Origin of the sequence: Rhodoferax sp. GW822-FHT02A01, from assembly GCF_038784515.1 — a bacterium.
In the GTDB taxonomy this organism is placed as follows: domain Bacteria; phylum Pseudomonadota; class Gammaproteobacteria; order Burkholderiales; family Burkholderiaceae_C; genus Allorhodoferax.
Genome location: NZ_CP152376.1, coordinates 225,196 through 243,970, shown reverse-complemented (window position 1 = coordinate 243,970; position 18,775 = coordinate 225,196). Strand labels below are relative to the sequence as shown.

22 protein-coding genes and 1 tRNA gene are annotated in these 18,775 nt (G+C 56.9%); 17 read left to right on the top strand and 6 right to left on the bottom strand.

Going from position 1 to position 18,775, the window contains the following annotated elements:
• The first annotated feature begins 45 nt into the window (after positions 1-45).
• The 8 genes from hisF (at position 46) to tatC (ending at position 4,106) form a co-directional block, all read left to right on the top strand.
• Positions 46-843: an imidazole glycerol phosphate synthase subunit HisF gene (gene hisF, locus AAGF34_RS01080; RefSeq protein WP_342618791.1), complete on the top strand. Its 798-nt coding sequence runs from the start codon at positions 46-48 to the stop codon at positions 841-843.
• A 142-nt stretch (positions 844-985) separates the two neighbouring features.
• The gene (hisI, locus tag AAGF34_RS01075) at positions 986-1,384 is read left to right on the top strand and encodes a phosphoribosyl-AMP cyclohydrolase (RefSeq protein ID WP_342621197.1); all 399 of its coding nucleotides are present in this window, start codon (positions 986-988) and stop codon (positions 1,382-1,384) included.
• A gap of 4 nt (positions 1,385-1,388) precedes the next feature.
• Positions 1,389-1,766 carry a phosphoribosyl-ATP diphosphatase gene (locus AAGF34_RS01070; protein WP_342618790.1) on the top strand — a complete coding sequence of 126 codons (378 nt, stop codon included), beginning with the start codon at positions 1,389-1,391 and terminating at the stop codon, positions 1,764-1,766.
• Positions 1,763-2,170 carry a hypothetical protein gene (locus tag AAGF34_RS01065; protein ID WP_342618789.1) on the top strand — a complete coding sequence of 136 codons (408 nt, stop codon included), beginning with the start codon at positions 1,763-1,765 and terminating at the stop codon, positions 2,168-2,170. Before AAGF34_RS01070 ends, AAGF34_RS01065 begins: the two co-directional genes overlap by 4 nt.
• The gene (locus tag AAGF34_RS01060; protein WP_342618788.1) at positions 2,167-2,541 is read left to right on the top strand and encodes a histidine triad nucleotide-binding protein; all 375 of its coding nucleotides are present in this window, start codon (positions 2,167-2,169) and stop codon (positions 2,539-2,541) included. Before AAGF34_RS01065 ends, AAGF34_RS01060 begins: the two co-directional genes overlap by 4 nt.
• 38 nt (positions 2,542-2,579) lie before the next feature.
• The gene (gene tatA, locus AAGF34_RS01055; RefSeq protein ID WP_342618787.1) at positions 2,580-2,816 is read left to right on the top strand and encodes a Sec-independent protein translocase subunit TatA; all 237 of its coding nucleotides are present in this window, start codon (positions 2,580-2,582) and stop codon (positions 2,814-2,816) included.
• Positions 2,817-2,859: 43 nt separating this feature from the next.
• The gene (gene tatB / locus AAGF34_RS01050) at positions 2,860-3,306 is read left to right on the top strand and encodes a Sec-independent protein translocase protein TatB (RefSeq protein ID WP_342618786.1); all 447 of its coding nucleotides are present in this window, start codon (positions 2,860-2,862) and stop codon (positions 3,304-3,306) included.
• A 20-nt stretch (positions 3,307-3,326) separates the two neighbouring features.
• Positions 3,327-4,106 (top strand): twin-arginine translocase subunit TatC, encoded by a 780-nt coding sequence (gene tatC, locus AAGF34_RS01045; RefSeq protein ID WP_342618785.1) that lies wholly within the window; start codon positions 3,327-3,329, stop codon positions 4,104-4,106.
• A gap of 13 nt (positions 4,107-4,119) precedes the next feature.
• On the opposite strand, the gene AAGF34_RS01040 is transcribed toward tatC, so the two are convergent.
• Positions 4,120-5,265 carry a trypsin-like peptidase domain-containing protein gene (locus tag AAGF34_RS01040; RefSeq protein ID WP_342618784.1) on the bottom strand — a complete coding sequence of 382 codons (1,146 nt, stop codon included), beginning with the start codon at positions 5,263-5,265 and terminating at the stop codon, positions 4,120-4,122.
• 94 nt (positions 5,266-5,359) lie between these two features.
• Between AAGF34_RS01040 and AAGF34_RS01035 the strand changes: the two genes are divergently transcribed.
• The 3 genes from AAGF34_RS01035 to pdxA are packed head-to-tail and all read left to right on the top strand — an operon-like array spanning position 5,360 to position 7,555.
• Positions 5,360-5,743, top strand: a complete 384-nt coding sequence (locus tag AAGF34_RS01035; RefSeq protein WP_342618783.1) for a hypothetical protein — start codon at positions 5,360-5,362, stop codon at positions 5,741-5,743.
• A gap of 4 nt (positions 5,744-5,747) precedes the next feature.
• The gene (locus AAGF34_RS01030) at positions 5,748-6,503 is read left to right on the top strand and encodes a Nif3-like dinuclear metal center hexameric protein (protein ID WP_342618782.1); all 756 of its coding nucleotides are present in this window, start codon (positions 5,748-5,750) and stop codon (positions 6,501-6,503) included.
• Entirely contained in the window at positions 6,500-7,555 is a 1,056-nt protein-coding gene (gene pdxA, locus AAGF34_RS01025; RefSeq protein ID WP_342618781.1) for a 4-hydroxythreonine-4-phosphate dehydrogenase PdxA, read from the top strand. Before AAGF34_RS01030 ends, pdxA begins: the two co-directional genes overlap by 4 nt.
• Here the strand turns inward: pdxA and mscL are convergent.
• Complete coding sequence (mscL, locus tag AAGF34_RS01020) at positions 7,545-7,973, bottom strand: large conductance mechanosensitive channel protein MscL (protein WP_342618780.1); 429 nt, start codon at positions 7,971-7,973, stop codon at positions 7,545-7,547. The two genes, pdxA and mscL, sit on opposite strands and share 11 nt — an antisense overlap.
• A 151-nt stretch (positions 7,974-8,124) precedes the next feature.
• On the opposite strand from mscL, the gene petA reads away from it, so the two are divergent.
• The 6 genes from petA to AAGF34_RS00990 all read left to right on the top strand — a co-directional run bounded on the left by petA (position 8,125) and on the right by AAGF34_RS00990 (position 12,262).
• Entirely contained in the window at positions 8,125-8,739 is a 615-nt protein-coding gene (gene petA / locus AAGF34_RS01015) for a ubiquinol-cytochrome c reductase iron-sulfur subunit (RefSeq protein ID WP_342618779.1), read from the top strand.
• Between the two features lie 11 nt (positions 8,740-8,750).
• The gene (locus AAGF34_RS01010) at positions 8,751-10,163 is read left to right on the top strand and encodes a cytochrome bc complex cytochrome b subunit (protein WP_342618778.1); all 1,413 of its coding nucleotides are present in this window, start codon (positions 8,751-8,753) and stop codon (positions 10,161-10,163) included.
• 16 nt (positions 10,164-10,179) lie between these two features.
• Positions 10,180-10,938 carry a cytochrome c1 gene (locus AAGF34_RS01005; protein WP_342618777.1) on the top strand — a complete coding sequence of 253 codons (759 nt, stop codon included), beginning with the start codon at positions 10,180-10,182 and terminating at the stop codon, positions 10,936-10,938.
• A gap of 96 nt (positions 10,939-11,034) precedes the next feature.
• The gene (locus AAGF34_RS01000) at positions 11,035-11,646 is read left to right on the top strand and encodes a glutathione S-transferase N-terminal domain-containing protein (protein WP_342618776.1); all 612 of its coding nucleotides are present in this window, start codon (positions 11,035-11,037) and stop codon (positions 11,644-11,646) included.
• Between the two features lie 13 nt (positions 11,647-11,659).
• On the top strand, positions 11,660-12,130 hold the full coding sequence (locus AAGF34_RS00995) for a ClpXP protease specificity-enhancing factor (protein WP_342618775.1): 471 nt from the start codon (positions 11,660-11,662) through the stop codon (positions 12,128-12,130).
• A gap of 56 nt (positions 12,131-12,186) precedes the next feature.
• Positions 12,187-12,262: transfer RNA gene (locus AAGF34_RS00990), tRNA-Thr, on the top strand.
• A gap of 119 nt (positions 12,263-12,381) precedes the next feature.
• Here AAGF34_RS00990 and xdp1 read toward each other — a convergent pair.
• The 4 genes from xdp1 to AAGF34_RS00970 form a co-directional block, all read right to left on the bottom strand.
• A complete protein-coding gene (gene xdp1, locus AAGF34_RS00985; protein ID WP_342618774.1) occupies positions 12,382-13,209 on the bottom strand; it encodes an exosortase-dependent surface protein XDP1 in 828 nt (275 codons plus the stop codon).
• Positions 13,210-13,387: 178 nt separating this feature from the next.
• Positions 13,388-16,219: an XrtA/PEP-CTERM system TPR-repeat protein PrsT gene (gene prsT / locus AAGF34_RS00980; protein ID WP_342618773.1), complete on the bottom strand. Its 2,832-nt coding sequence runs from the start codon at positions 16,217-16,219 to the stop codon at positions 13,388-13,390.
• 113 nt (positions 16,220-16,332) lie between these two features.
• Positions 16,333-17,895, bottom strand: coding sequence for an FAD-binding protein (locus AAGF34_RS00975; RefSeq protein ID WP_342618772.1), 1,563 nt, complete (start codon positions 17,893-17,895; stop codon positions 16,333-16,335).
• Between the two features lie 123 nt (positions 17,896-18,018).
• Positions 18,019-18,753 carry a PEP-CTERM sorting domain-containing protein gene (locus AAGF34_RS00970; RefSeq protein ID WP_342618771.1) on the bottom strand — a complete coding sequence of 245 codons (735 nt, stop codon included), beginning with the start codon at positions 18,751-18,753 and terminating at the stop codon, positions 18,019-18,021.
• Between the last annotated feature and the right edge of the window lie 22 nt (positions 18,754-18,775).

The window sequence follows — 18,775 nt, the reverse complement described above, 5'->3', positions numbered from 1 at the left end:
CCGTGGGGGCCAAGTCTCCTTGGCGCGGCCCGGCGGAGACTTCGCATGCTGGCTAAACGCATCATTCCCTGTCTGGATGTGACAGGCGGACGCGTCGTCAAGGGCGTCAATTTCGTTGAATTGCGCGATGCCGGCGATCCGGTGGAAATCGCGGCACGTTACAACGACCAGGGCGCGGACGAACTCACTTTTCTGGACATCACGGCTACCAGCGACGGCCGCGACCTGATCCTGCACATCATCGAAGCCGTGGCTTCGCAGGTTTTCATCCCGCTGACGGTGGGTGGCGGTGTGCGCACGGTGGAAGATGTGCGCCGCCTGCTCAACGCCGGTGCTGACAAGACCAGCTTCAATTCGGCTGCCATAGCCAATCCGCAGGTGATCGAGGACGCGTCGCACAAATACGGCGCCCAGTGCATCGTGGTTGCCATCGACGCCAAGCGCCGTAATGCGGATGACGCCGCGCGCCTGGTGGATGGCCGTGCCATTGGTCCCGGCTGGGATGTCTACAGCCATGGCGGTCGCAAGAACACCGGTCTGGACGCGGTGCAATGGGCCACGGAAATGGCGCGGCGCGGTGCGGGTGAAATCCTGTTGACCAGCATGGACCGCGACGGAACCAAGTCTGGCTTTGATCTGGCGCTTACCCGTGCAGTGGCAGATGCTGTCAGCGTGCCGGTCATTGCATCGGGCGGTGTGGGCAATCTGGACCATCTGGCCGACGGTGTGCAGCAGGGTGGGGCTGACGCGGTATTGGCAGCCAGCATCTTCCACTATGGTGAATTCACCGTCGCCCAGGCCAAGGCCCGCATGGCTGAGCGCGGGATACCCGTACGTTTGTAACCCCCATCGACCTTGCGCACTGCGTGTCGCAAGGCCTTTCCCCCTGCTGGGGCGACACCTACGGCCCGGCGAAGCCGGTTCCGCGGTGTGTCACTGAAGTTTCATCCAAGCTGCTTTATTGGCAATCTGCAAATCACCGACAATCCTGGGTATGAACTGGTTAGACGAAGTCAAATGGGATGCACAGGGGTTGGTACCCGTGATTGCGCAGGAACAGGGCACCAACGATGTCCTGATGTTTGCCTGGATGAACCGCGAAGCCTTGCAAAAGACGGCGGAGCTTGGGCGCGCGGTGTATTTCAGCCGCTCGCGTGCCAAGCTCTGGTACAAGGGCGAGGAGTCTGGCCATGTGCAGACCGTGCACGAAATCCGCCTGGATTGTGACAACGACGTAGTGTTGCTCAAGGTCACGCAGCTCGGCCACGAGCCGGGCATTGCCTGCCACACCGGTCGCCACAGCTGTTTTTTCAGTGTGCTGAAAGACGGTGCCTGGAAAAGTGTCGACCCGGTCTTGAAAGACCCTGCAACCATCTACAACTAAGCCCATGACAAGCACCACATCCCAAGACGCGCTGGCCCGGCTGGCGGCCGTTATCGAAAGCCGCAAGGCGGTCAACGGCGGTGACCCCAACGCCAGCTATGTGGCCAGGCTGCTGCACAAGGGGCCGGACGGCTTTCTCAAGAAGATTGGGGAAGAGGCCACCGAAGTGGTCATGGCTGCCAAGGATGCAGACCATGGCGGTGACAAGACCAAGATCGTGTACGAGGTGGCAGATCTGTGGTTCCACAGCATGATCGCCTTGGCGCATTACGGCTTGACGCCAGCCGACGTAATTGAAGAACTGCAACGCCGCGAGGGCACCAGTGGTATTGAGGAAAAGGCTCTGCGCAAGGCCATTGCGCGGGAGGAGGGCCAGACATGACCCAGAACTTCACCGTGCCGGAGAATCCGGACCAGGCATACCTGCAGCGCATGCAGTCGCTCAATACCGTGGGCACCATCAGCTATGTGCTGCATCTGCTGGTGGCCATCGGTGCGATCATTCCCGGCGGACAACTGGGGCCCGTGCTTTTGATCGCCGCTTTGGTGATCGATCTGGTGAACCGGGAGCGCGCGGTCGGTAGCTGGCATGCATCGCATTTCCGCTGGCGCATTCGCACCGTGCTGATCGCCGCAGGCCTTTACTTGGTGACGGCGCCACTGTGGTTCTTCTTGCTGGTACCCGGTTGGATCGCCTGGACGGCCATTTCCATCTGGTTTTTGTACCGCATCGTTACCGGCTTCATCGCCATGAACAAAGGACAGGAGATAGGACAGGATCTATGAGCGCGCTGATCAAACCCCATGACCCCGACTGCATCTTCTGCAAAATCGTTGCCAAGCAGATCCCTTCTCGCGCGGTTTACGAAGACGAGGAGTTGTACGCCTTCCACGACATCAATCCCTGGGCGCCAGTGCATTTCCTGCTGATTCCCAAGATGCACATTCCCTCCATGGCCCAGATTGGCACGGAGCATGCTGGCTTGTTGGGGCGCATGATGGCCCTTATTCCCGAACTGGCTTTGCAGCAGGGCTGCAACCCATATCCAGATGGCGGCTATCGTCTGCTGAGCAACACGGGTCGCGAGGGTGGGCAGGAGGTGCAGCATTTGCATTTCCATGTGATGGGCGGGCCGCGTCCCTGGTTGCGCGGGTAAGTGCAGACTAGAATCACATCAATCGTTAGGAGTAATTCATGGGCTCGTTTTCAATTTGGCATTGGCTGATCGTTCTGTTGATCGTGGTGATGGTGTTTGGCACCAAGAAGCTCAAGAACATCGGGCAGGATCTGGGTGGCGCCGTCAAGGGCTTCAAGGAAGGCATGCGCGATGGCACAGCCCCGGAGGAAAAGCCAGCTGCAACTGCCAACCAGGTGTCCAACGCTGCTACAGACAAAAACACCATTGACGTCGAAGCACGTCACAAGTCTTGATCGCGGCTTCGGCTGTTCCTGGTGTGTTTTGCGTTAGACCCGCGTGATTGATCTTGGCATTTCGAAGATGGCGCTGATTGGCGCCGTCGCTCTGGTGGTGATAGGCCCCGAGAAGCTGCCTCGGGTAGCGCGCACTGTAGGCACTCTGCTTGGCAAGGCGCAGCGGTATGTGTCTGACGTCAAGGCAGAGGTCAACCGCGCCATGGAGATGGAAGAACTCAAGAAGATGCGCGAGACGGTTGAAGGTGCCGCACGCGATGTCGAGAACACCATCCAGACCCATGCCAGCGATTTTGAAAAATCCTGGTCCAATGAAATGCCGGCCCCGTCGCAAGAACCGGAGCCTCCCGTTTACAAGCACCCCGGCAAGAACTGGCGCCTGAAGCAAGGCGCCACACCCAATTGGTACAAGGCGCGTAATGGTGTGCGTACCAAGGCGCTTTCCGGCGCGGCACGAGTTGCCCGTTTCCGCCCACGCCGCACTACCTGAGGCATTCTGCAAGACTGTTCATGGCCTCTGAAAATTCCAAAGAAGACGAGCTGTCCGGCACGGAGCAGCCTTTTGTTGCCCATCTGGTTGAGCTACGTGACCGCTTGATCAAGGCCGCTTTTGCCATTGGGGTGGCAATTGCCATTCTTGCTTTGTATCCAGGCCCGGCCGCGCTTTACGATATCCTGGCCCAGCCGCTGGTGCATTCCTTGCCCAAGGGTGCAACCATGATTGCCACGTCGGTCATTTCACCATTCATGGTGCCACTCAAGATCATGTTTGTATGCGCCTTTCTGCTGGCGCTACCGTTTGTGTTGTGGCAGGTGTGGGCCTTTGTGGCGCCTGGCCTGTACTCGCATGAAAAGAAGCTGGTGTTGCCCTTGGTGATCTCCAGCACTTTGCTGTTTTTCGTCGGGGTCGCCTTCTGTTACTTCTTTGTGTTCGGCAAGGTCTTTGCGTTTATCCAGAGCTTCGCCCCCAAGAGCATCACGGCGGCGCCTGACATAGAAGCTTATCTGGACTTTGTGCTGTCCATGTTCCTGGCCTTCGGCCTGGCTTTTGAAGTGCCGGTCGTGGTCGTGGTGCTGGCGCGCATGGGGCTGGTCAGCATTGAAAAGCTCAAGGCCTTTCGCAGCTATTTCATTGTGGTGGCCTTTGTCGCCGCAGCCATTGTGACGCCGCCTGATGTGGTTTCGCAGCTTTCGCTGGCGATCCCCATGTGCCTGCTGTATGAGATTGGCATTTGGGCTGCCCAGGTCTTTATACGGGTCACCAAGGCCCCGGAAGAGCCAGCAAGCTAAGCCGGGGTGGCCGTCAGCGCTGAGCGGCTTTGGGCTTGGGACGTACACCCGGTGTGACGGTCAGCACCAGTTCCTGGCTTTTGCGATTGACGGCAAAAGGGGTTGCGTTCCCCGGCTTCAAGGATGCGACCGCTGACAGCAATTGCGTCACGTCGTTGATCTTACGTTCTCCCACCCTCTCAATCACGTCACCAGGCTTGATCCCTGCCTTGGCTGCCGGGCCGTTTTGCAGCACGCCGGTGATGATCACACCTTCATTGACCTTGACGCCGAAGGTTTCGGCCAGTTCGGGCGACAGGTCATTGGGTTCCACGCCAATCCAGCCGCGCGTCACCTGACCATCCTTGACCAGGCCCTCGAGCACCTGCTTGGCGGTAGACACGGGAATGGCAAATCCAATGCCCATGCTGCCTCCGGAGCGTGAATAAATGGCCGTGTTGATGCCCAGCAGGTTGCCGTTGGTATCTACCAGAGCGCCGCCGGAGTTGCCGGGGTTGATGGCCGCGTCGGTCTGGATGAAGTTCTCGAAAGTATTGATGCCCAGCTGGTTTCGTCCCAACGCGCTGACGATGCCGCTGGTTACGGTTTGTCCTACGCCAAACGGATTGCCAATCGCCAGCACCTGATCGCCCACCTGCAGCGAGTCAGAATTGCCCAGAACGATGGTGGGGAGTTTGTCCAGCTCAATCTTGAGCACGGCCAGGTCGCTGTCCGGGTCGGTACCAATGACTTTGCCTTTGGCGTGCCGGCTGTCATTGAGAATGACTTCAATCTCGTCGGCTTCTTCCACCACATGGTTATTGGTCAGGATATAGCCGCTGGGGCTGACGATGACACCACTGCCCAATCCACCCTGGGGCTCGTCGCCCTGGTCGCCGTAGAAGAACTTGAACCACGGATCGTTGGAGTTGGAGCGTTTGCGTGCAGTTTGGCTGGTGCTGATGCTGACCACCGCGGCGGAGGCCCTCTGAGCCGCCACCCGCAGGCTACCCGGCGGAATTTCCCCGGGTGCGTTGCCGGGCGCTTCTATCAGCGCCACGGCGCCACCCACACTGCTAGGAGCACGGTTCAGCCACTGGGGTTTGAGGGTGGCCACCACAAAATAGGCGGCCAGCAGAACCGTCGCGGTTTGCGAAAAAATCAGCCAAAGTCTTTTCATAGTGTCAAATTGTAGGCCGCGCTATCGGTTGGAACTCATGAAGTTATCCAAGGAGCGCGTACATTGCGTATGGCGTCTCCACAAACACCACACTATGCTGCTTCACCAGGTGATACACATACAAACTGAGGCACCCCCTAAGCCAGCGCAGGGCATGGCCTGCAATGGCTGCGGTGTATGTTGTCTGGTCGAGCCGTGCCCATTGGGCGTGCTGCTGTCGCGTAGCCGCAAAGGGCCTTGCAAGGCACTGCAATGGACCGCTGATCTGAAGCAATACCGCTGCGGCGCGCTGGGAACATCTGTGCAATCGGGGGAACATGCGGTGGAAGGGCTGTCCGGCCTGCAGAGGTCAAGCTTTGCGCGTCTTCGTGCCCGAACGATCGCACGGTGGATTGCGGCAGGCTCTGGCTGTGATTGTGCGCTGGAGCCCGTGGCGTCCCCCACAATGGAGTCCCGTGCCGATAAGGACAGCGACTGACACCATGATTGAACGCCAACAGCTTCTGGATACCTTTGACACCTTGCTGCAGCCCGAGCGTTTCAAGGACTATTGCCCCAACGGCCTGCAGGTGGAGGGGAAACAGGAGATTCGCAAGATCGTGTCCGGCGTGACTGCCAGCCTGGCGCTGATCGAGGCCGCAGTCAATGAAGGTGCTGATGCTCTCTTTGTTCACCATGGATTGTTCTGGCGGGGGTATGACGGACGTGTGACAGGTTGGTTGCGCCATAGACTGGGCCTGCTTTTGCAGCACAACATCAATCTTTTTGCATACCACCTGCCATTGGATGCGCATCCGGAATGGGGCAACAACGCGCAGTTGGGCTTGAAACTCGGCTTTGCAGTACAGGAATGTTTTGGCGAGCAGCAACTGGGTTGCTTGGGTGAAGCATCCCCATCCATCATGGCCGGCCCCAAGGCGCTGGCCGAACATATCCAGTTGGTGCTGGGTCGAAGCGTCACGCTGGTGGATGGTAAAAGCGGGCCCATGCGACGCGTAGCCTGGTGCACGGGCGGCGCACAGGGCTATTTTGAGCCGGCCATTGCCGCCGGGGCCGATGTCTTCGTAACTGGAGAGATTTCCGAACCGCAGGCACATCTGGCGCGTGAATGCGGTGTGAGTTTCATCGCCTGCGGCCATCATGCCAGCGAACGCTATGGAGCTCCCGCACTGGCTGCCCATGTGGCCTATGGCCTGGGGTTGGAGCATGTATTCATTGACATAGACAACCCTGCATGACAACCCACGTAGAACACAAGCCCATTGCCATCACGATGGGAGATGCCGCCGGCATAGGTCCCGAAATCATCGCCAAAGCCTACTTGCAGCGCCCCGATCTTCTGCAGGACTGTTTTGTCTGGGGTGACGTTGGCAGCATGCGTCGCGCGTTTCGGCAGGTGCAGCCCGGCGGCGTGCCGTATCCGGTTGCGCAAATTGCCAGCCCGCAGGATTTGACGGAAGTTCCACCACACTGTGTACCGGTATTGCAGGCTGGGGATGCCTTGCCCGAGCTGCCTATGGGCAGAGTACACGCAGTTGCCGGGGCATTTGCAGGACGATGCGTGATGCAGGCCGCGGAAGCGGCAATTCGTGGCGACGTTGCGGCCCTGGTGACAGCGCCCTTGCACAAGGAAGCACTGCACGCCGCCGGCACCCCGTTTGACCAGTTTCCGGGGCATACGGAAATGCTGCAGGCCGTGGCGGCGGGGCATCTCGGTCGGCCTGTGTCGGAGGTCCCGGTGCGCATGATGCTGGCCAATGACGAGCTGCGCACCGTGCTGGTTTCCATCCACGTATCCTTGCGCGAGGCCATTGCGGCGGTGACGGTGGAAAACGTATTGCAGACCTTGCTCATCACGCATGCGTCACTCGGCCGCGTGCTGAGAAGGGCACCACGCATGGCGGTTGCAGGACTCAACCCCCATGCGGGAGAGGGTGGACTGTTCGGGCGCGAGGAACTGGATGTCATCGTGCCCGCCATGCAAATGGCACGCGCGCAGGGCTGTCTGCTCAGTGGTCCATGGGCGCCGGATACGGTGTTCATGCGGGCCCGCAAGAAGCTGGGACTGGATGCGGAGTTTGACGTCGTGGTGGCCATGTACCACGACCAGGGCCTGATTCCGGTCAAATACCTGGGTGTGGAGAAAGGGGTGAACGTGACGCTGGGCTTGCCGCTGGTGCGTACCAGCCCAGACCACGGTACCGCGTTCGATATTGCCGGACGCGGAATTGCCGACCCGTCCAGCCTGATCGAGGCGGTACGGATGGCGCGTGCGCTGCTTACTTCCTGAGGCTGTCGCGGATTTCGCGCAGGAGTAAAACGTCCTCTGCAACTGGCGGAGGGGCTGCCTCCGCAGCGGGTTCGGCCTTCTTCAGGCGGTTGAGCTGCTTGACCATCATGAAGACGATGAAAGCCAGGATGGCAAAGTTCACTGCGATGGTAATGAAACTGCCGTAAGCAAATACCGGTACCCCCGCCTTCTTGATGGCAGCCAGGGTCATGTCGATTCCGGCCGGCACGGTACCCAAGGTGACAAACAGGTTGGAAAAATCCACTTTGCCCACTACGGCGCTCACCAAAGGCATGATCAGGTCGCCCACAATGGAGTCCACGATTTTTCCGAATGCGCCGCCAATAATCACACCAACGGCCAGATCTACCGCGTTGCCCTTGATTGCAAACTCCTTGAATTCTTGCAACATTGCCATGAAAAACTCCTCATTCAATTAAGACAGAGCCGTAGTGTCGCAGAGACGTCGTGATTGGCAACAACCATTGATCCAGCCCAGGGTCGTTGGCCCTTTACGGTCAGCTACAATCGGAGTTTGCCCTTAGTTGTGAAGTTCATCGAGGATTCTCATGAGTGAAACCCTAGTCGACACCAAATCGATCGACGCCAGTAAGCGGACTTGGATGATTGCTTCCGGCTGTGCTGGTGCAGTGGGCGGTATTGCTACCGCGATACCGTTTGTCAGCACTTTCCAGCCATCAGAGCGCGCCAAAGCCGCTGGCGCAGCTGTCGAAGTGGACATTGCAGCCATCAAGCCTGGCGAAAAAATCACCGTGGAATGGCGCGGCAAGCCCGTGTGGATCATGCGTCGCACACCTGAGCAAATTGCCGAACTGCCCAAGCTCGATCCTCTGCTGGCAGACCCCAAATCCGAGCGCAAGCGCGGTGAACAGACCCCCGAATACGCACTCAACGAAGGCCGTTCCATCAAGCCGGACGTATTCGTCGCAGTCGGAATCTGCACCCATCTGGGCTGCTCTCCGTCTGACAAGTTCCAGCCCGGTGCCCAGCCTTCCCTGCCGGATGACTGGAAGGGTGGCTTCCTCTGCCCCTGCCATGGCTCCACCTTCGATCTGGCTGGCCGAGTCTTCAAGAACAAGCCCGCACCTGACAACCTGGAAGTGCCGCCGCACATGTACCTGTCCGACAGTAAGCTGCTGATCGGCGAAGACAAGAAAGCCTGAGGACTCAAAACATGGCGACATTCAAGGAAATTTCTCCCAACGCATCGGCGGGCGCCAAGCTCACCAACTGGTTTGAAAACCGCTTCCCGACCGCGTTTGATGCCTACAAGGTGCACATGTCGGAGTACTACGCTCCGAAGAATTTCAACTTCTGGTACATCTTCGGCTCGCTCTCGCTGCTGGTGCTGGTGATCCAAATCGTGACCGGTATTTTCCTGGTCATGCACTACAAGCCTGATGCCGCGCTGGCGTTCGGCTCCGTTGAGTACATCATGCGTGATGTGCCATGGGGCTGGTTGATCCGCTACATGCACTCCACAGGCGCTTCCGCGTTCTTCATTGTTGTCTACCTGCACATGTTCCGAGGCCTGATGTACGGCAGCTACCGCAAACCGCGTGAGTTGGTGTGGATCTTTGGTTGTGCGATCTTCCTGTGCCTGATGGCCGAAGCCTTCATGGGCTACTTGCTTCCCTGGGGACAAATGTCCTACTGGGGCGCTCAGGTGATCGTTAATCTGTTCTCCGCCGTGCCGTTTGTCGGCCCCGACCTAGCTCTGCTGATTCGTGGTGATTACGTAGTTGGCGATGCCACTTTGAACCGCTTCTTCAGCTTCCATGTGATCGCCGTGCCGCTGGTGCTGCTGGGCCTAGTGGTTGCTCACTTGCTGGCCTTGCACGACGTGGGCTCCAACAATCCCGACGGTATTGAAATCAAGGGCCCCGACGCACCGCGTGATGCCGCCGGTCACCCGTTGGATGGCATTCCATTCCATCCGTACTACACAGTGCATGACATCTTCGGTGTCAGCATGTTCCTGATGGTGTTCTCCGCCATCATCTTCTTTGCCCCCGAGTTTGGTGGTTACTTCCTCGAATACAACAACTTCATTCCGGCCGATCCGTTCAAGACGCCGCTGCACATTGCGCCGGTCTGGTACTTCACGCCGTTCTACTCGATGCTGCGTGCCATCACCAGCGAAATGATGTACGTCCTGATCGCTTGCGTGATCGGTGGCGCACTGTTTGGCATCTTCAAGGCCAAGCTGCCCAAGGTATTCAAGCCGGTTATCGCCGTGGCTGCTGCAGCTGTGGTTGCCATGATGCTCTCCACCGACGCCAAGTTCTGGGGCGTGGTGGTCATGGGCGGTGCCGTCGTGATTCTGTTCTTCCTGCCTTGGCTGGACCACAGCCCGGTCAAGTCCATCCGGTATCGCGCCAGCTGGCACAAGTATTTGTACGCTGTGTTCGTGGTGGTTTTCGTGATTCTGGCTTGGCTGGGTACCCAACCTCCATCCCCCGTGGGCGAGCGCGTTTCGCAAATCGGCACGCTGTTCTATTTCGGCTTCTTCATTCTGATGCCCTGGTGGAGTCGCATCGGTGAACCCAAACCGGTGCCAACACGTGTCAACTTTGTTGCCCACTGAGATGGAAACAAACACAATGAAAAAAGTACTCGTATCTCTGCTCATGGCCCTCGGCGTCAGCCTGGGTGTGCAAGCCAACACGGGCGGCATTGCCTGGGACAAGGCGCCCGTCAAGACCAATGACTTAGCCGCTCTGCAAAATGGTGCCAAGATCTTCGTGAACTATTGCCTGAACTGCCATTCGGCCGCCTTCATGCGCTACAACCGTCTGAGAGACATTGGACTGACGGAGCAACAGATCAAGGACAACCTGCTGTTCACCACCGACAAAGTGGGTGAAACCATGAAGTCGGCCATTGATCCCAAGCAGGCCAAGGAGTGGTTCGGTGCCAATCCGCCCGATCTGACGGTGCTGGCGCGTTCACGTTCTGCCCAAGGGCAAGGTACGGGTGCTGATTACCTCTATACCTACATGCGTACCTTCTATGCCGACGACGCCAAGCCCACAGGCTGGAACAATCTGGTTTTCCCCAATGTGGGTATGCCCCATGTGCTGTGGCAGCTCCAGGGCAAGCGTGTTCCAATCTATGAAACCGTTGAAGAGCATGGCAAGGAAGTGCACGTCTTCAAGGGCTGGGAACAGGTCACTCCTGGAACTATGACCCCGGAACAATACGACCAGACCGTGGGTGATCTGGTGAACTACCTGCAATGGATGGCAGAGCCTGCACAAAACACCCGTGTTCGAGTGGGAGTGTGGGTCTTGCTGTTCTTGTGTGTGCTGACGCTGTTTACCTGGCGCATGAATGCGGCCTTCTGGAAAGAAGTCAAGTAATTCACAGTCAAGTCCTGTCGTTCAAAGCGTCAGGACATTGGAGAGTGGGCTCGCATTTGGCAGCCCACTCTTTTTAATTTTTAGGAGTCTCTTGTCATGATGGTTCTGTATTCAGGAACAACCTGCCCCTTTTCCCACCGCTGCCGCTTTGTGTTGTTTGAAAAGGGCATGGACTTCGAGATCCGTGACGTGGACTTGTACAACAAGCCCGAAGACATCAGCGTCATGAACCCTTATGGGCAAGTGCCGATTCTGGTCGAGCGTGACCTGATTCTGTATGAGTCCAACATCATCAATGAGTACATTGACGAGCGCTTCCCGCATCCTCAGCTCATGCCCGGAGATCCAGTGGACCGCGCGCGTGTTCGCCTGTTCCTGCTGAACTTTGAAAAAGAATTGTTCGTGCATGTATCCACGCTGGAAGCCCGTGCGTCCAAAGGAAATGAGAAGGCCCTGGAAAAGGCCCGCGCCCATATCCGTGACCGCCTGACCCAGTTGGCCCCCGTGTTCATGAAGAACAAGTACATGCTGGGCGATAACTTCTCGATGCTGGACGTTGCCATTGCTCCGCTACTCTGGCGCCTGGATTACTACGGTATCGACCTCAGCAAGAACGCGGCACCGCTGCTCAAGTATGCAGAGCGCGTGTTCTCTCGTCCGGCCTACATTGAAGCGCTGACACCTTCTGAAAAAGTCATGCGCAAGTAATTGCAGTTCAGACATGATTGACGCCAAAGACTCGAACTCCACGCGCCCGTACCTGATTCGTGCTTTGTACGAATGGTGTACGGACAACGGCTTTACTCCGTTCATCGCGGTGTTGGTGGACGAGTCCGTGCGAGTTCCTACAGAGTACGTGCGTGATGGCGAAATTGTCCTGAACATCAGCTTTGATGCCACCAGTGCCTTGAAGTTGGGCAATGACTACATTGAGTTCAAGGGCCGCTTTGGTGGTGTGGCGCGCGACATTCTGGTGCCGGTGGATCATGTGCTGGCCATCTATGCGCGAGAGAATGGGCAGGGCATGGCGTTCCCATTGCTGGCAAGCACCTCGGCTACTGAATCCGGGACTTTGTCCGAGGCCCCGGTGGCAGTAGAAAAAGCGTCTGATACCAGCCAGTCCGACACGCCACCACCTGAGGCTCCACGCCCAGGTGGGAGTGGCAGGCCGTCACTCACGCGTGTGAAGTAAATTCATGTAGTGCATCGGCATTTCGCCGCTGCACGCTAGGGTAGAATACATCCCGTGCCGCTTTAGCTCAGTTGGTAGAGCAACCGCCTTGTAAGCGGTAGGTCGTCAGTTCGAATCCGACAAGCGGCACCAAGAGTTACTCCAGTAGCGCCCCAATAAAAAACCCACTTCCGTAATCGGACAGTGGGTTTTATTTTGCATGGTGCTGGGCACCCGGAGGTGCTGGCGGGGCTAGGCCCACAACCGGCTGATCAACGCTTTGAAAAACGGCGACGCGAGGCAATCAGGCCCAACAGACCGGCTCCCAACAGGGCCACTGAACCAGGCTCAGGAGTCTTGTTGGGGTTGCACTGGGATCCGCTCACCGTGCCGGCACAAGTATTTCCGGCTACCGACAGGAGCTTGAACGCGTCATTGCCCTGGTCCAGGGTTTGACCATTGGTGCTTGTTGGGCCATAGGAGGTACTGTAAGCGCTGATTAGCCAGTAGCTTGAGTAGGTGGAGGTGTTGCTGCTGGTTGCGGTATTGCCAGCCTGGGCGCCCACGTTACTGAAATTGCCAATCAGGCTCCAGCCAGAGGACAGCAATCCACTCAAGCTGGCGCCAGCCATGGTGGGAGGAGTTGTGCTGCCGGTCCATGCCAGGATGGACAAATCGGAATCGTTATAGGGTGAGGTGCCATTGTCAGTACCGTTCCATCCAATACTCACACTGGACAAGTTCACTGGACCATTGGTGAAGCTCAATAGCATGGCATCGATGCCATTGATGTTGTCCGTTGCATGGGGGCCAGTAGCGGATGCAGACTCATTGCTGGCAACCACGCCCAAGCCGTAGGAACTGCCATAGTTGTATACCGTTGCCGCAGCAAAGGAGCTGCCAGCCGTCGGGTTGGTAATGGTGCCCGAGCCTGTGGACCAGCCACTCAGCGACACAGCGGGGCTTCCGCTGCAGGCTTGGCTTGCAGCGCTCGATGTGCAATCAGCGACCAGATTTTGAGACCACGTTGAACTCGCCCATGCGGATGCGCCGCAGGTGCCGATCGCGATCGCAATTGCCAAGTAGATATTTCGCTTCATCATGTTCTCCGTGCAACTCAGGTCAGGCGTCAAATAGATTAACCTGCCACCCTATTCATGCAATTACAGCAATATTCGAGCCAACAATTAAAATCATTTAAAATCAATAAGTTACGATTTGTCAAAGTGGAATCTTTGATGAAATGTAAAAACCACCGACATCACTTTGTCGAAATTATCAATTCAATGATTTGAGCAGCGTCTTCGCCTGGTCCGCTCCGTCAAACGAACTACCCGACCTGAGTGCCGATTCCAGCTCCGCCTTTGCCTCCGCTTTGCGTCCAGCTTGCGCCAATGCTGCCGCCAAATGGTAAGCGATTTCCGGATTTCCGGGTTGCCTCAAGCGCGCATCGCGGAGGAGCTGCAAAGCCCTGTCCGGCTGGCCATTCTTGAACAAGATCCAACCCAGGGTATCTATCGTTCCAGCATTACCAGGATTTTTCGCCACAGCCTGTTCCGCGATCTTGATGGCTCCAGAGTCATTGAGCAACAAGAGAATATTGGCCAGATTGTTAAGTGCCTCTGCGTCGTCTGGATCCAATTTCAATACCCTTTCGTAGGCCAGACGGGCCTGCGGCAGGTTACCGGATCGGGCGTAACCATCGGCCAGTGCCTTCTGGGAAATGATGTCCTTGGGGTGTGTCTTGGTCCATTGCTCCGCCAGTTGGGCTGCTGCCTTGCCGCCATCCTGATCCCCCATGGCGCGCGACAGTCGCAGCAAGGTTTCTGTGGAGGGTTCAAGTTGGTGGGCCTTGCGGTAGTTGTCCAGTGCAGCCGCTTTTTGCCCGCGCGCCATCGATATGTCGCCCAGCAGGCTGTAGCCAACGGCTCGTTTGGGCTGGGATGCAATGATTTCGCGGGCGCGCTTCTCCGCCTTGGCCTGGTCTCCTTGGCGCAAATCGACTTCTGCCATAAGCGCTTGGGCGGGCAAAAAATCCGCCTGACCGGAAAGCGCCTTATCCAAACTGTAAGAGGCTCCTGGAAGGTTGTTGGCGGCGAGCTGAAGCATGGCTATTTGGACTTGCTTCGCCGGATCGTAATCCGCCAATTTGGTGGCTGTCATGAGCAGGTTCTTGGCTGCGGCGATATCACCGACTGCCAATTGGGCCTTTGCGTAAGCCATCAGAACGGAGAGTTCTTCGGGACCCTTTGCAGATGCACTCTTCGCAGCATCCAGGGCGGCTGAGGCATTGGCATTGCGTAAATGAAAGTCAGAAAGTGCCAGGTTCCAACGCTGTTCCTTGGGCCCCGATACATCGACCGCCTTCTCCAGCCAGCGTTGTGCTTCGGGAAGCTTTCCTGTGCGTTCCGAAATAATCGCCATCTCTGCCATGGCTTCGGCATTGCGCGGGTCCACTTTCAGAACGTCATTGAGCCGCTTTGTAGCCGCATCGTAGGCTTTGGTCGCAATGTCAAGACGTGCCAGATTCAGGCTTGGGGGAATATAGGTGCTGACAAGCTTCAGCGATTGCTCGAAGGCAGTACGGGCAGCCGGATAGTTTCTGGACTGCCCGCGGGCCATGCCCAGCAAATTGAAGAATTCCGCGTTGGTGGGCTGTTGCTTGACAAGATCTTCGGCAACGGCAATCGCTTTGGCGGTCTGGCCCGCCTTCAAGTACATGTTAAGCAATGCGGTAGCCGCTCCGGTTTGTTTGGGGTTCTTCTTGTAGGCTGATTCAAGTTCACTGATGCCACTGCCGGATTGGCCACTGCGGATCAGACTCATGCCCAGCACCGTGCGCAGTCCCGGTGCGTCTTGCGTCTGCAAAGCCTTTTTCATGAGCGTAGTGGCGCGCGCGTTTTGTCCCTTCACCATCAACGCAGAACCCAGCATGGTCATGGCTTGGCTGTCGGTGGGTTGCGCCTTCAAATAGGTTTCCAACACCTCAATGGCACGATCGATATTGGGCTCGGACAAATAGATCTGCGCCAAGATCTTGGTCGCTGCGCTGTTGCCCTGGACTTTTTGAAATGCTTCCAGATACTGTTTGGCCTTTTCTCTTTCGTTCAGACCATAGTGCGCCAGTCCGTTGAGCATCAGCAACTGCGGGCGGTAGCGCAGATAGTCAGGTGGAACCGGGTCAATCAGGTTGACCACTTCCTTCAACGCAGTTCGTGCGTCCACAGGCCGGTTGTCCTGCTCTGCCAGCAATGCCTGCAAGTAGGCAACACGGGGCTCGCCAGGCAGGAGCCCCACCAACTGCGTCACTTCGCTTGTGGCTTCTTTCTTCTGTCCCAGGTCCACGTAAATTCCGACCCTTGCAACCCGCACATCCACCCGATCAGCGTCGATGGACAGTGCCTTGCTGTAGGAAGCAACTGCACCAGTCAAGTCTCCTGTACTGTGCTGTACGGAGCCCTTCTGGTACCAGGCTTCAGCAGAGTCCGGAGCCAATGCCATTCCCCGGTCAGCGGCTGCAGCAGCCTCCTTGAATTGCAGCGCGCGAATGCGAATGGGCACTTCCGCCAACCAGGATGAGGCTGATTTTGGATCTATCGCTCGTGCTTCTTCAATGTTCTTAAGGGCGTTGCGCGTATCACCCAGATCCGAGTTGGCGGCGGCACGCAGCAACAATACCTGGATCTGCACAGCAGGTGGCAGGCCTGCAGGATTGAACTGCTGCTGTTGCAGCAATGGAACCAGCTTGCCCTGTGCCATATAGGCCTGTCCCAAGGGGATGACCACTTCGGCGCGGTTGACGCCCAGACGCAATGCCTCATTGAAGGCGACTTCTGCGGCCACTACGTCTCCACTCTGCAGCAGCGCCTTGCCCAATAGCATCTGGACCGGCAGCATGTTCTTGTCGATCTGCAGCGCATTCTTGAGCTGGATGATGGCACCTTCCAGATCTTTCTTCTCATATCGAACCAAGGCATCCTCATAGTACTTTGAGGCCTTTGCATCGGTTGCAAGCGCAGCATGTGGTGTCAACAGGTTCAATGAGCAAAGCAGGGCAAGCGCAATATGGCGAAGCATGCGTTCGCTGAGCTGTGCTGTTGTATGGGGCATGGTGTGTTTGGACAGACGTCGAGAAAATTGGGGGGGTGATGGGGAAGGTTCCGGGGCACAATTGCAGATCCGTGCAGGACGCTTGAGGGCGCCCTGAGTCTGCAGGCTAACGCTTAATCTGCCAAGTTGTACCGGCCTGGAGCAATGATGTTGTCCGGGTCCAGCTCGCTTTTCAGTCCTCTGACGATCTCCCAATAGGCGGGGTCACGGGAGACGATATCCGGCATGGCGTCCGATCGTGCGCGATACACCGAGAGCTTTTGTTCATGGATGTGCAGCAACAAGGCATCGGCGCACTCATGTGCTACCTTCACCGACTCAGGTTTGCTACGGTCAAATAGGATATTGATAACCGCCACAAGTGACATGGATGTTTCGATGTTCACGGTCATATACAGCACGTGACCGAATTTGGCAGCAACGGCATTCATACCGGTCAACAGTTTGGCAACTACCTTTCCATTGGAGGGGAGGGCCGGTGATATGAACATCAGGCCGCAATTGGTTTCGTCCAGCTTTTCGGTGCCCCAGTCGCTGTGGCCGTACTTCCACAAGAGGTTGTCAATCGCCACATTGGTTGGTACGCCCACCGAGAGGTTGTGCAACGGTCGCAGCGCGGAGATGGACGCTGCCAACGCACGCGCCTGTGGAATGAAGCGCAAGGTATTCATCACTGCATACCCCAGATCCAGTAAGCCGTTGCTGACTACGGTGACCCGGGCAAGTTTGCCCATGCGGGACTTGATTTCACGAAGTGCTGCAGTGACCTGGCCCTTGTTGCCTGTGACCGCGCCCAGGCTGGCCCATTCATTGGGAGCCACCAGACTGATGGCCTTCTCTGCCGCTGCGTAGGCCTCGGCCGGAGGAAGGTGGCATTCCTTCTCCAGATAAGTACACATGCCGTACATCATGGATGAGTGCGTGCGCGCGCGATTGGCTATATGGGTTACAGAAACCAACAGACCCTCGCGCTTGAGGTGTGCCAACTCATCAATGAATTCACCCAGTCGCGCACTGTCATAAAGTGCCAAGGAAACAGCGACCTCTTTGGGACGGCGGGGAGTCAGCCGGAAGCAGGCACTGGTGACAATGCCGTAATTGCCCTGAAAGAACAAACCGTCGAGCATGGGGCCCAGGCCGAAGGGGTGGCTGTGGGCCAGAGGTGAATCTTCACCGAGGCGCCGAAAACCGGTCTTCAACAACTTGCCGGAACCACAAACCACTTCCAGGCCAAATACGTCTTCCTTGCGTGGTCCGAAATAACCTACACCGCGGTCTAGCGCATTGCCCAGAATGCTTGTGTCGCGTGCGGAGCCGGAGACATTGAAGGTCAATTCCGGGCAATGCTTTTGCAGGAAATCATAAAGCTGCCCCTGTGTGACGCCCGGCTCCAGAACGGCAACAGGATTGGATAGGGAAATTTCATCGGCATTCAATATGCGGTTCATTCCACTCAGGTCGACCAGATCACAGTCCGCCTTTGCAGGAGCGCGAGATCCGTAACCCCAATTGAAGCCAGTCGACACCGGGTACAAGGCACGTTTCGCAACACGGGACTGATTGACCAGAGCAATGACTTCCTGGGTAGTAGTGGGTCTATGAATTGCACCTGCCGGAAAATCCCGTCCGGTTACATTGGTGGTTTGAATGGCGCCCGTGGAATGCGATGAATTCATATTCTGTCACCCTGGTATTGGAAGGAATCATTGTAGTGAGACCGCTGATATCTCACCTATTATTTCCAAATACAAAAAAGGGGCCCGAAGGCCCCTTTTTGATTCAAAGAATTGCTTCTTGAATTACTTGGCTGCTTTGCGGCGACGCGATGCAACCAGAGCCACCAGACCCAGACCCATCAGGGCCAGGCTTTCTGGCTCAGGGATTTCCAAGTAGAACTGACCTGCACTGTTGCCAGTTATGGTGGCGCCGATAACCTGACCATCAATAATGGGGGTCACAGTAGGACTTGAGAAGTCGGTATGGGAAAGTGCAAATACAGGCTTTCCAGTCTCGAAGGAGGAAAAGTCAGCACCTTTCACACCGCCAACATCCTGGAAAAAATAACCCGAGGTAATGGTTGACTGATTTGCGTCCACAACAATCGAGGTAAGCGCCTTAGGAGTCAAATCGGCAAGCAGACCACCGCCACCCGTGATGGCATAGGTAGCCAGCGTGGCTGTTTGTGCAACATTCAAAAATGTTACGGTTCCAGCGGTATAGGTGAAAGATCCGTTTTGTGTACCAACGCCCGATCCCACAACGTCAAGCCATCCAACCAAAGTGTGATTGTAAGAGACGCCTACGAGCCCAGTCTGGCTAAAGGTAAAGTTGCCGCCCCCAGAGAATATGTCTGTCACTGTTACTGGGTCGCTACCAAGCGTAAAGCCAGTGCTACCAACAACCTTAATAGCAGCTGCAGCACCCGCGCCATCCGGATCAAACCAGAAAGAAGAATATGCAGCTTGAGCGCCGGAGCTAATCAAGGCCAGGCCTAGCGCAGCGGCAGCGAAGAGTGAACGTTTTACCTTGATCATGTTGATCCCCTTTAAATGAGTT

Coding starts and splice junctions, on each gene's coding strand:
- prsT (WP_342618773.1), bottom strand. CDS start 16,219: ATGCCCCATACAACAGCACAGCTCAGCGAACGCATGCTTCGCCATATT.
- AAGF34_RS00995 (WP_342618775.1), top strand. CDS start 11,660: ATGATTGACGCCAAAGACTCGAACTCCACGCGCCCGTACCTGATTCGT.
- tatA (WP_342618787.1), top strand. CDS start 2,580: ATGGGCTCGTTTTCAATTTGGCATTGGCTGATCGTTCTGTTGATCGTG.
- AAGF34_RS01065 (WP_342618789.1), top strand. CDS start 1,763: ATGACCCAGAACTTCACCGTGCCGGAGAATCCGGACCAGGCATACCTG.
- AAGF34_RS01010 (WP_342618778.1), top strand. CDS start 8,751: ATGGCGACATTCAAGGAAATTTCTCCCAACGCATCGGCGGGCGCCAAG.
- AAGF34_RS01005 (WP_342618777.1), top strand. CDS start 10,180: ATGAAAAAAGTACTCGTATCTCTGCTCATGGCCCTCGGCGTCAGCCTG.
- tatC (WP_342618785.1), top strand. CDS start 3,327: ATGGCCTCTGAAAATTCCAAAGAAGACGAGCTGTCCGGCACGGAGCAG.
- AAGF34_RS01000 (WP_342618776.1), top strand. CDS start 11,035: ATGATGGTTCTGTATTCAGGAACAACCTGCCCCTTTTCCCACCGCTGC.
- hisF (WP_342618791.1), top strand. CDS start 46: ATGCTGGCTAAACGCATCATTCCCTGTCTGGATGTGACAGGCGGACGC.
- AAGF34_RS00970 (WP_342618771.1), bottom strand. CDS start 18,753: ATGATCAAGGTAAAACGTTCACTCTTCGCTGCCGCTGCGCTAGGCCTG.
- AAGF34_RS01030 (WP_342618782.1), top strand. CDS start 5,748: ATGATTGAACGCCAACAGCTTCTGGATACCTTTGACACCTTGCTGCAG.
- AAGF34_RS01060 (WP_342618788.1), top strand. CDS start 2,167: ATGAGCGCGCTGATCAAACCCCATGACCCCGACTGCATCTTCTGCAAA.
- AAGF34_RS01040 (WP_342618784.1), bottom strand. CDS start 5,265: ATGAAAAGACTTTGGCTGATTTTTTCGCAAACCGCGACGGTTCTGCTG.
- AAGF34_RS00975 (WP_342618772.1), bottom strand. CDS start 17,895: ATGAATTCATCGCATTCCACGGGCGCCATTCAAACCACCAATGTAACC.
- petA (WP_342618779.1), top strand. CDS start 8,125: ATGAGTGAAACCCTAGTCGACACCAAATCGATCGACGCCAGTAAGCGG.
- xdp1 (WP_342618774.1), bottom strand. CDS start 13,209: ATGAAGCGAAATATCTACTTGGCAATTGCGATCGCGATCGGCACCTGC.
- AAGF34_RS01035 (WP_342618783.1), top strand. CDS start 5,360: ATGCTGCTTCACCAGGTGATACACATACAAACTGAGGCACCCCCTAAG.
- mscL (WP_342618780.1), bottom strand. CDS start 7,973: ATGGCAATGTTGCAAGAATTCAAGGAGTTTGCAATCAAGGGCAACGCG.
- pdxA (WP_342618781.1), top strand. CDS start 6,500: ATGACAACCCACGTAGAACACAAGCCCATTGCCATCACGATGGGAGAT.
- AAGF34_RS01070 (WP_342618790.1), top strand. CDS start 1,389: ATGACAAGCACCACATCCCAAGACGCGCTGGCCCGGCTGGCGGCCGTT.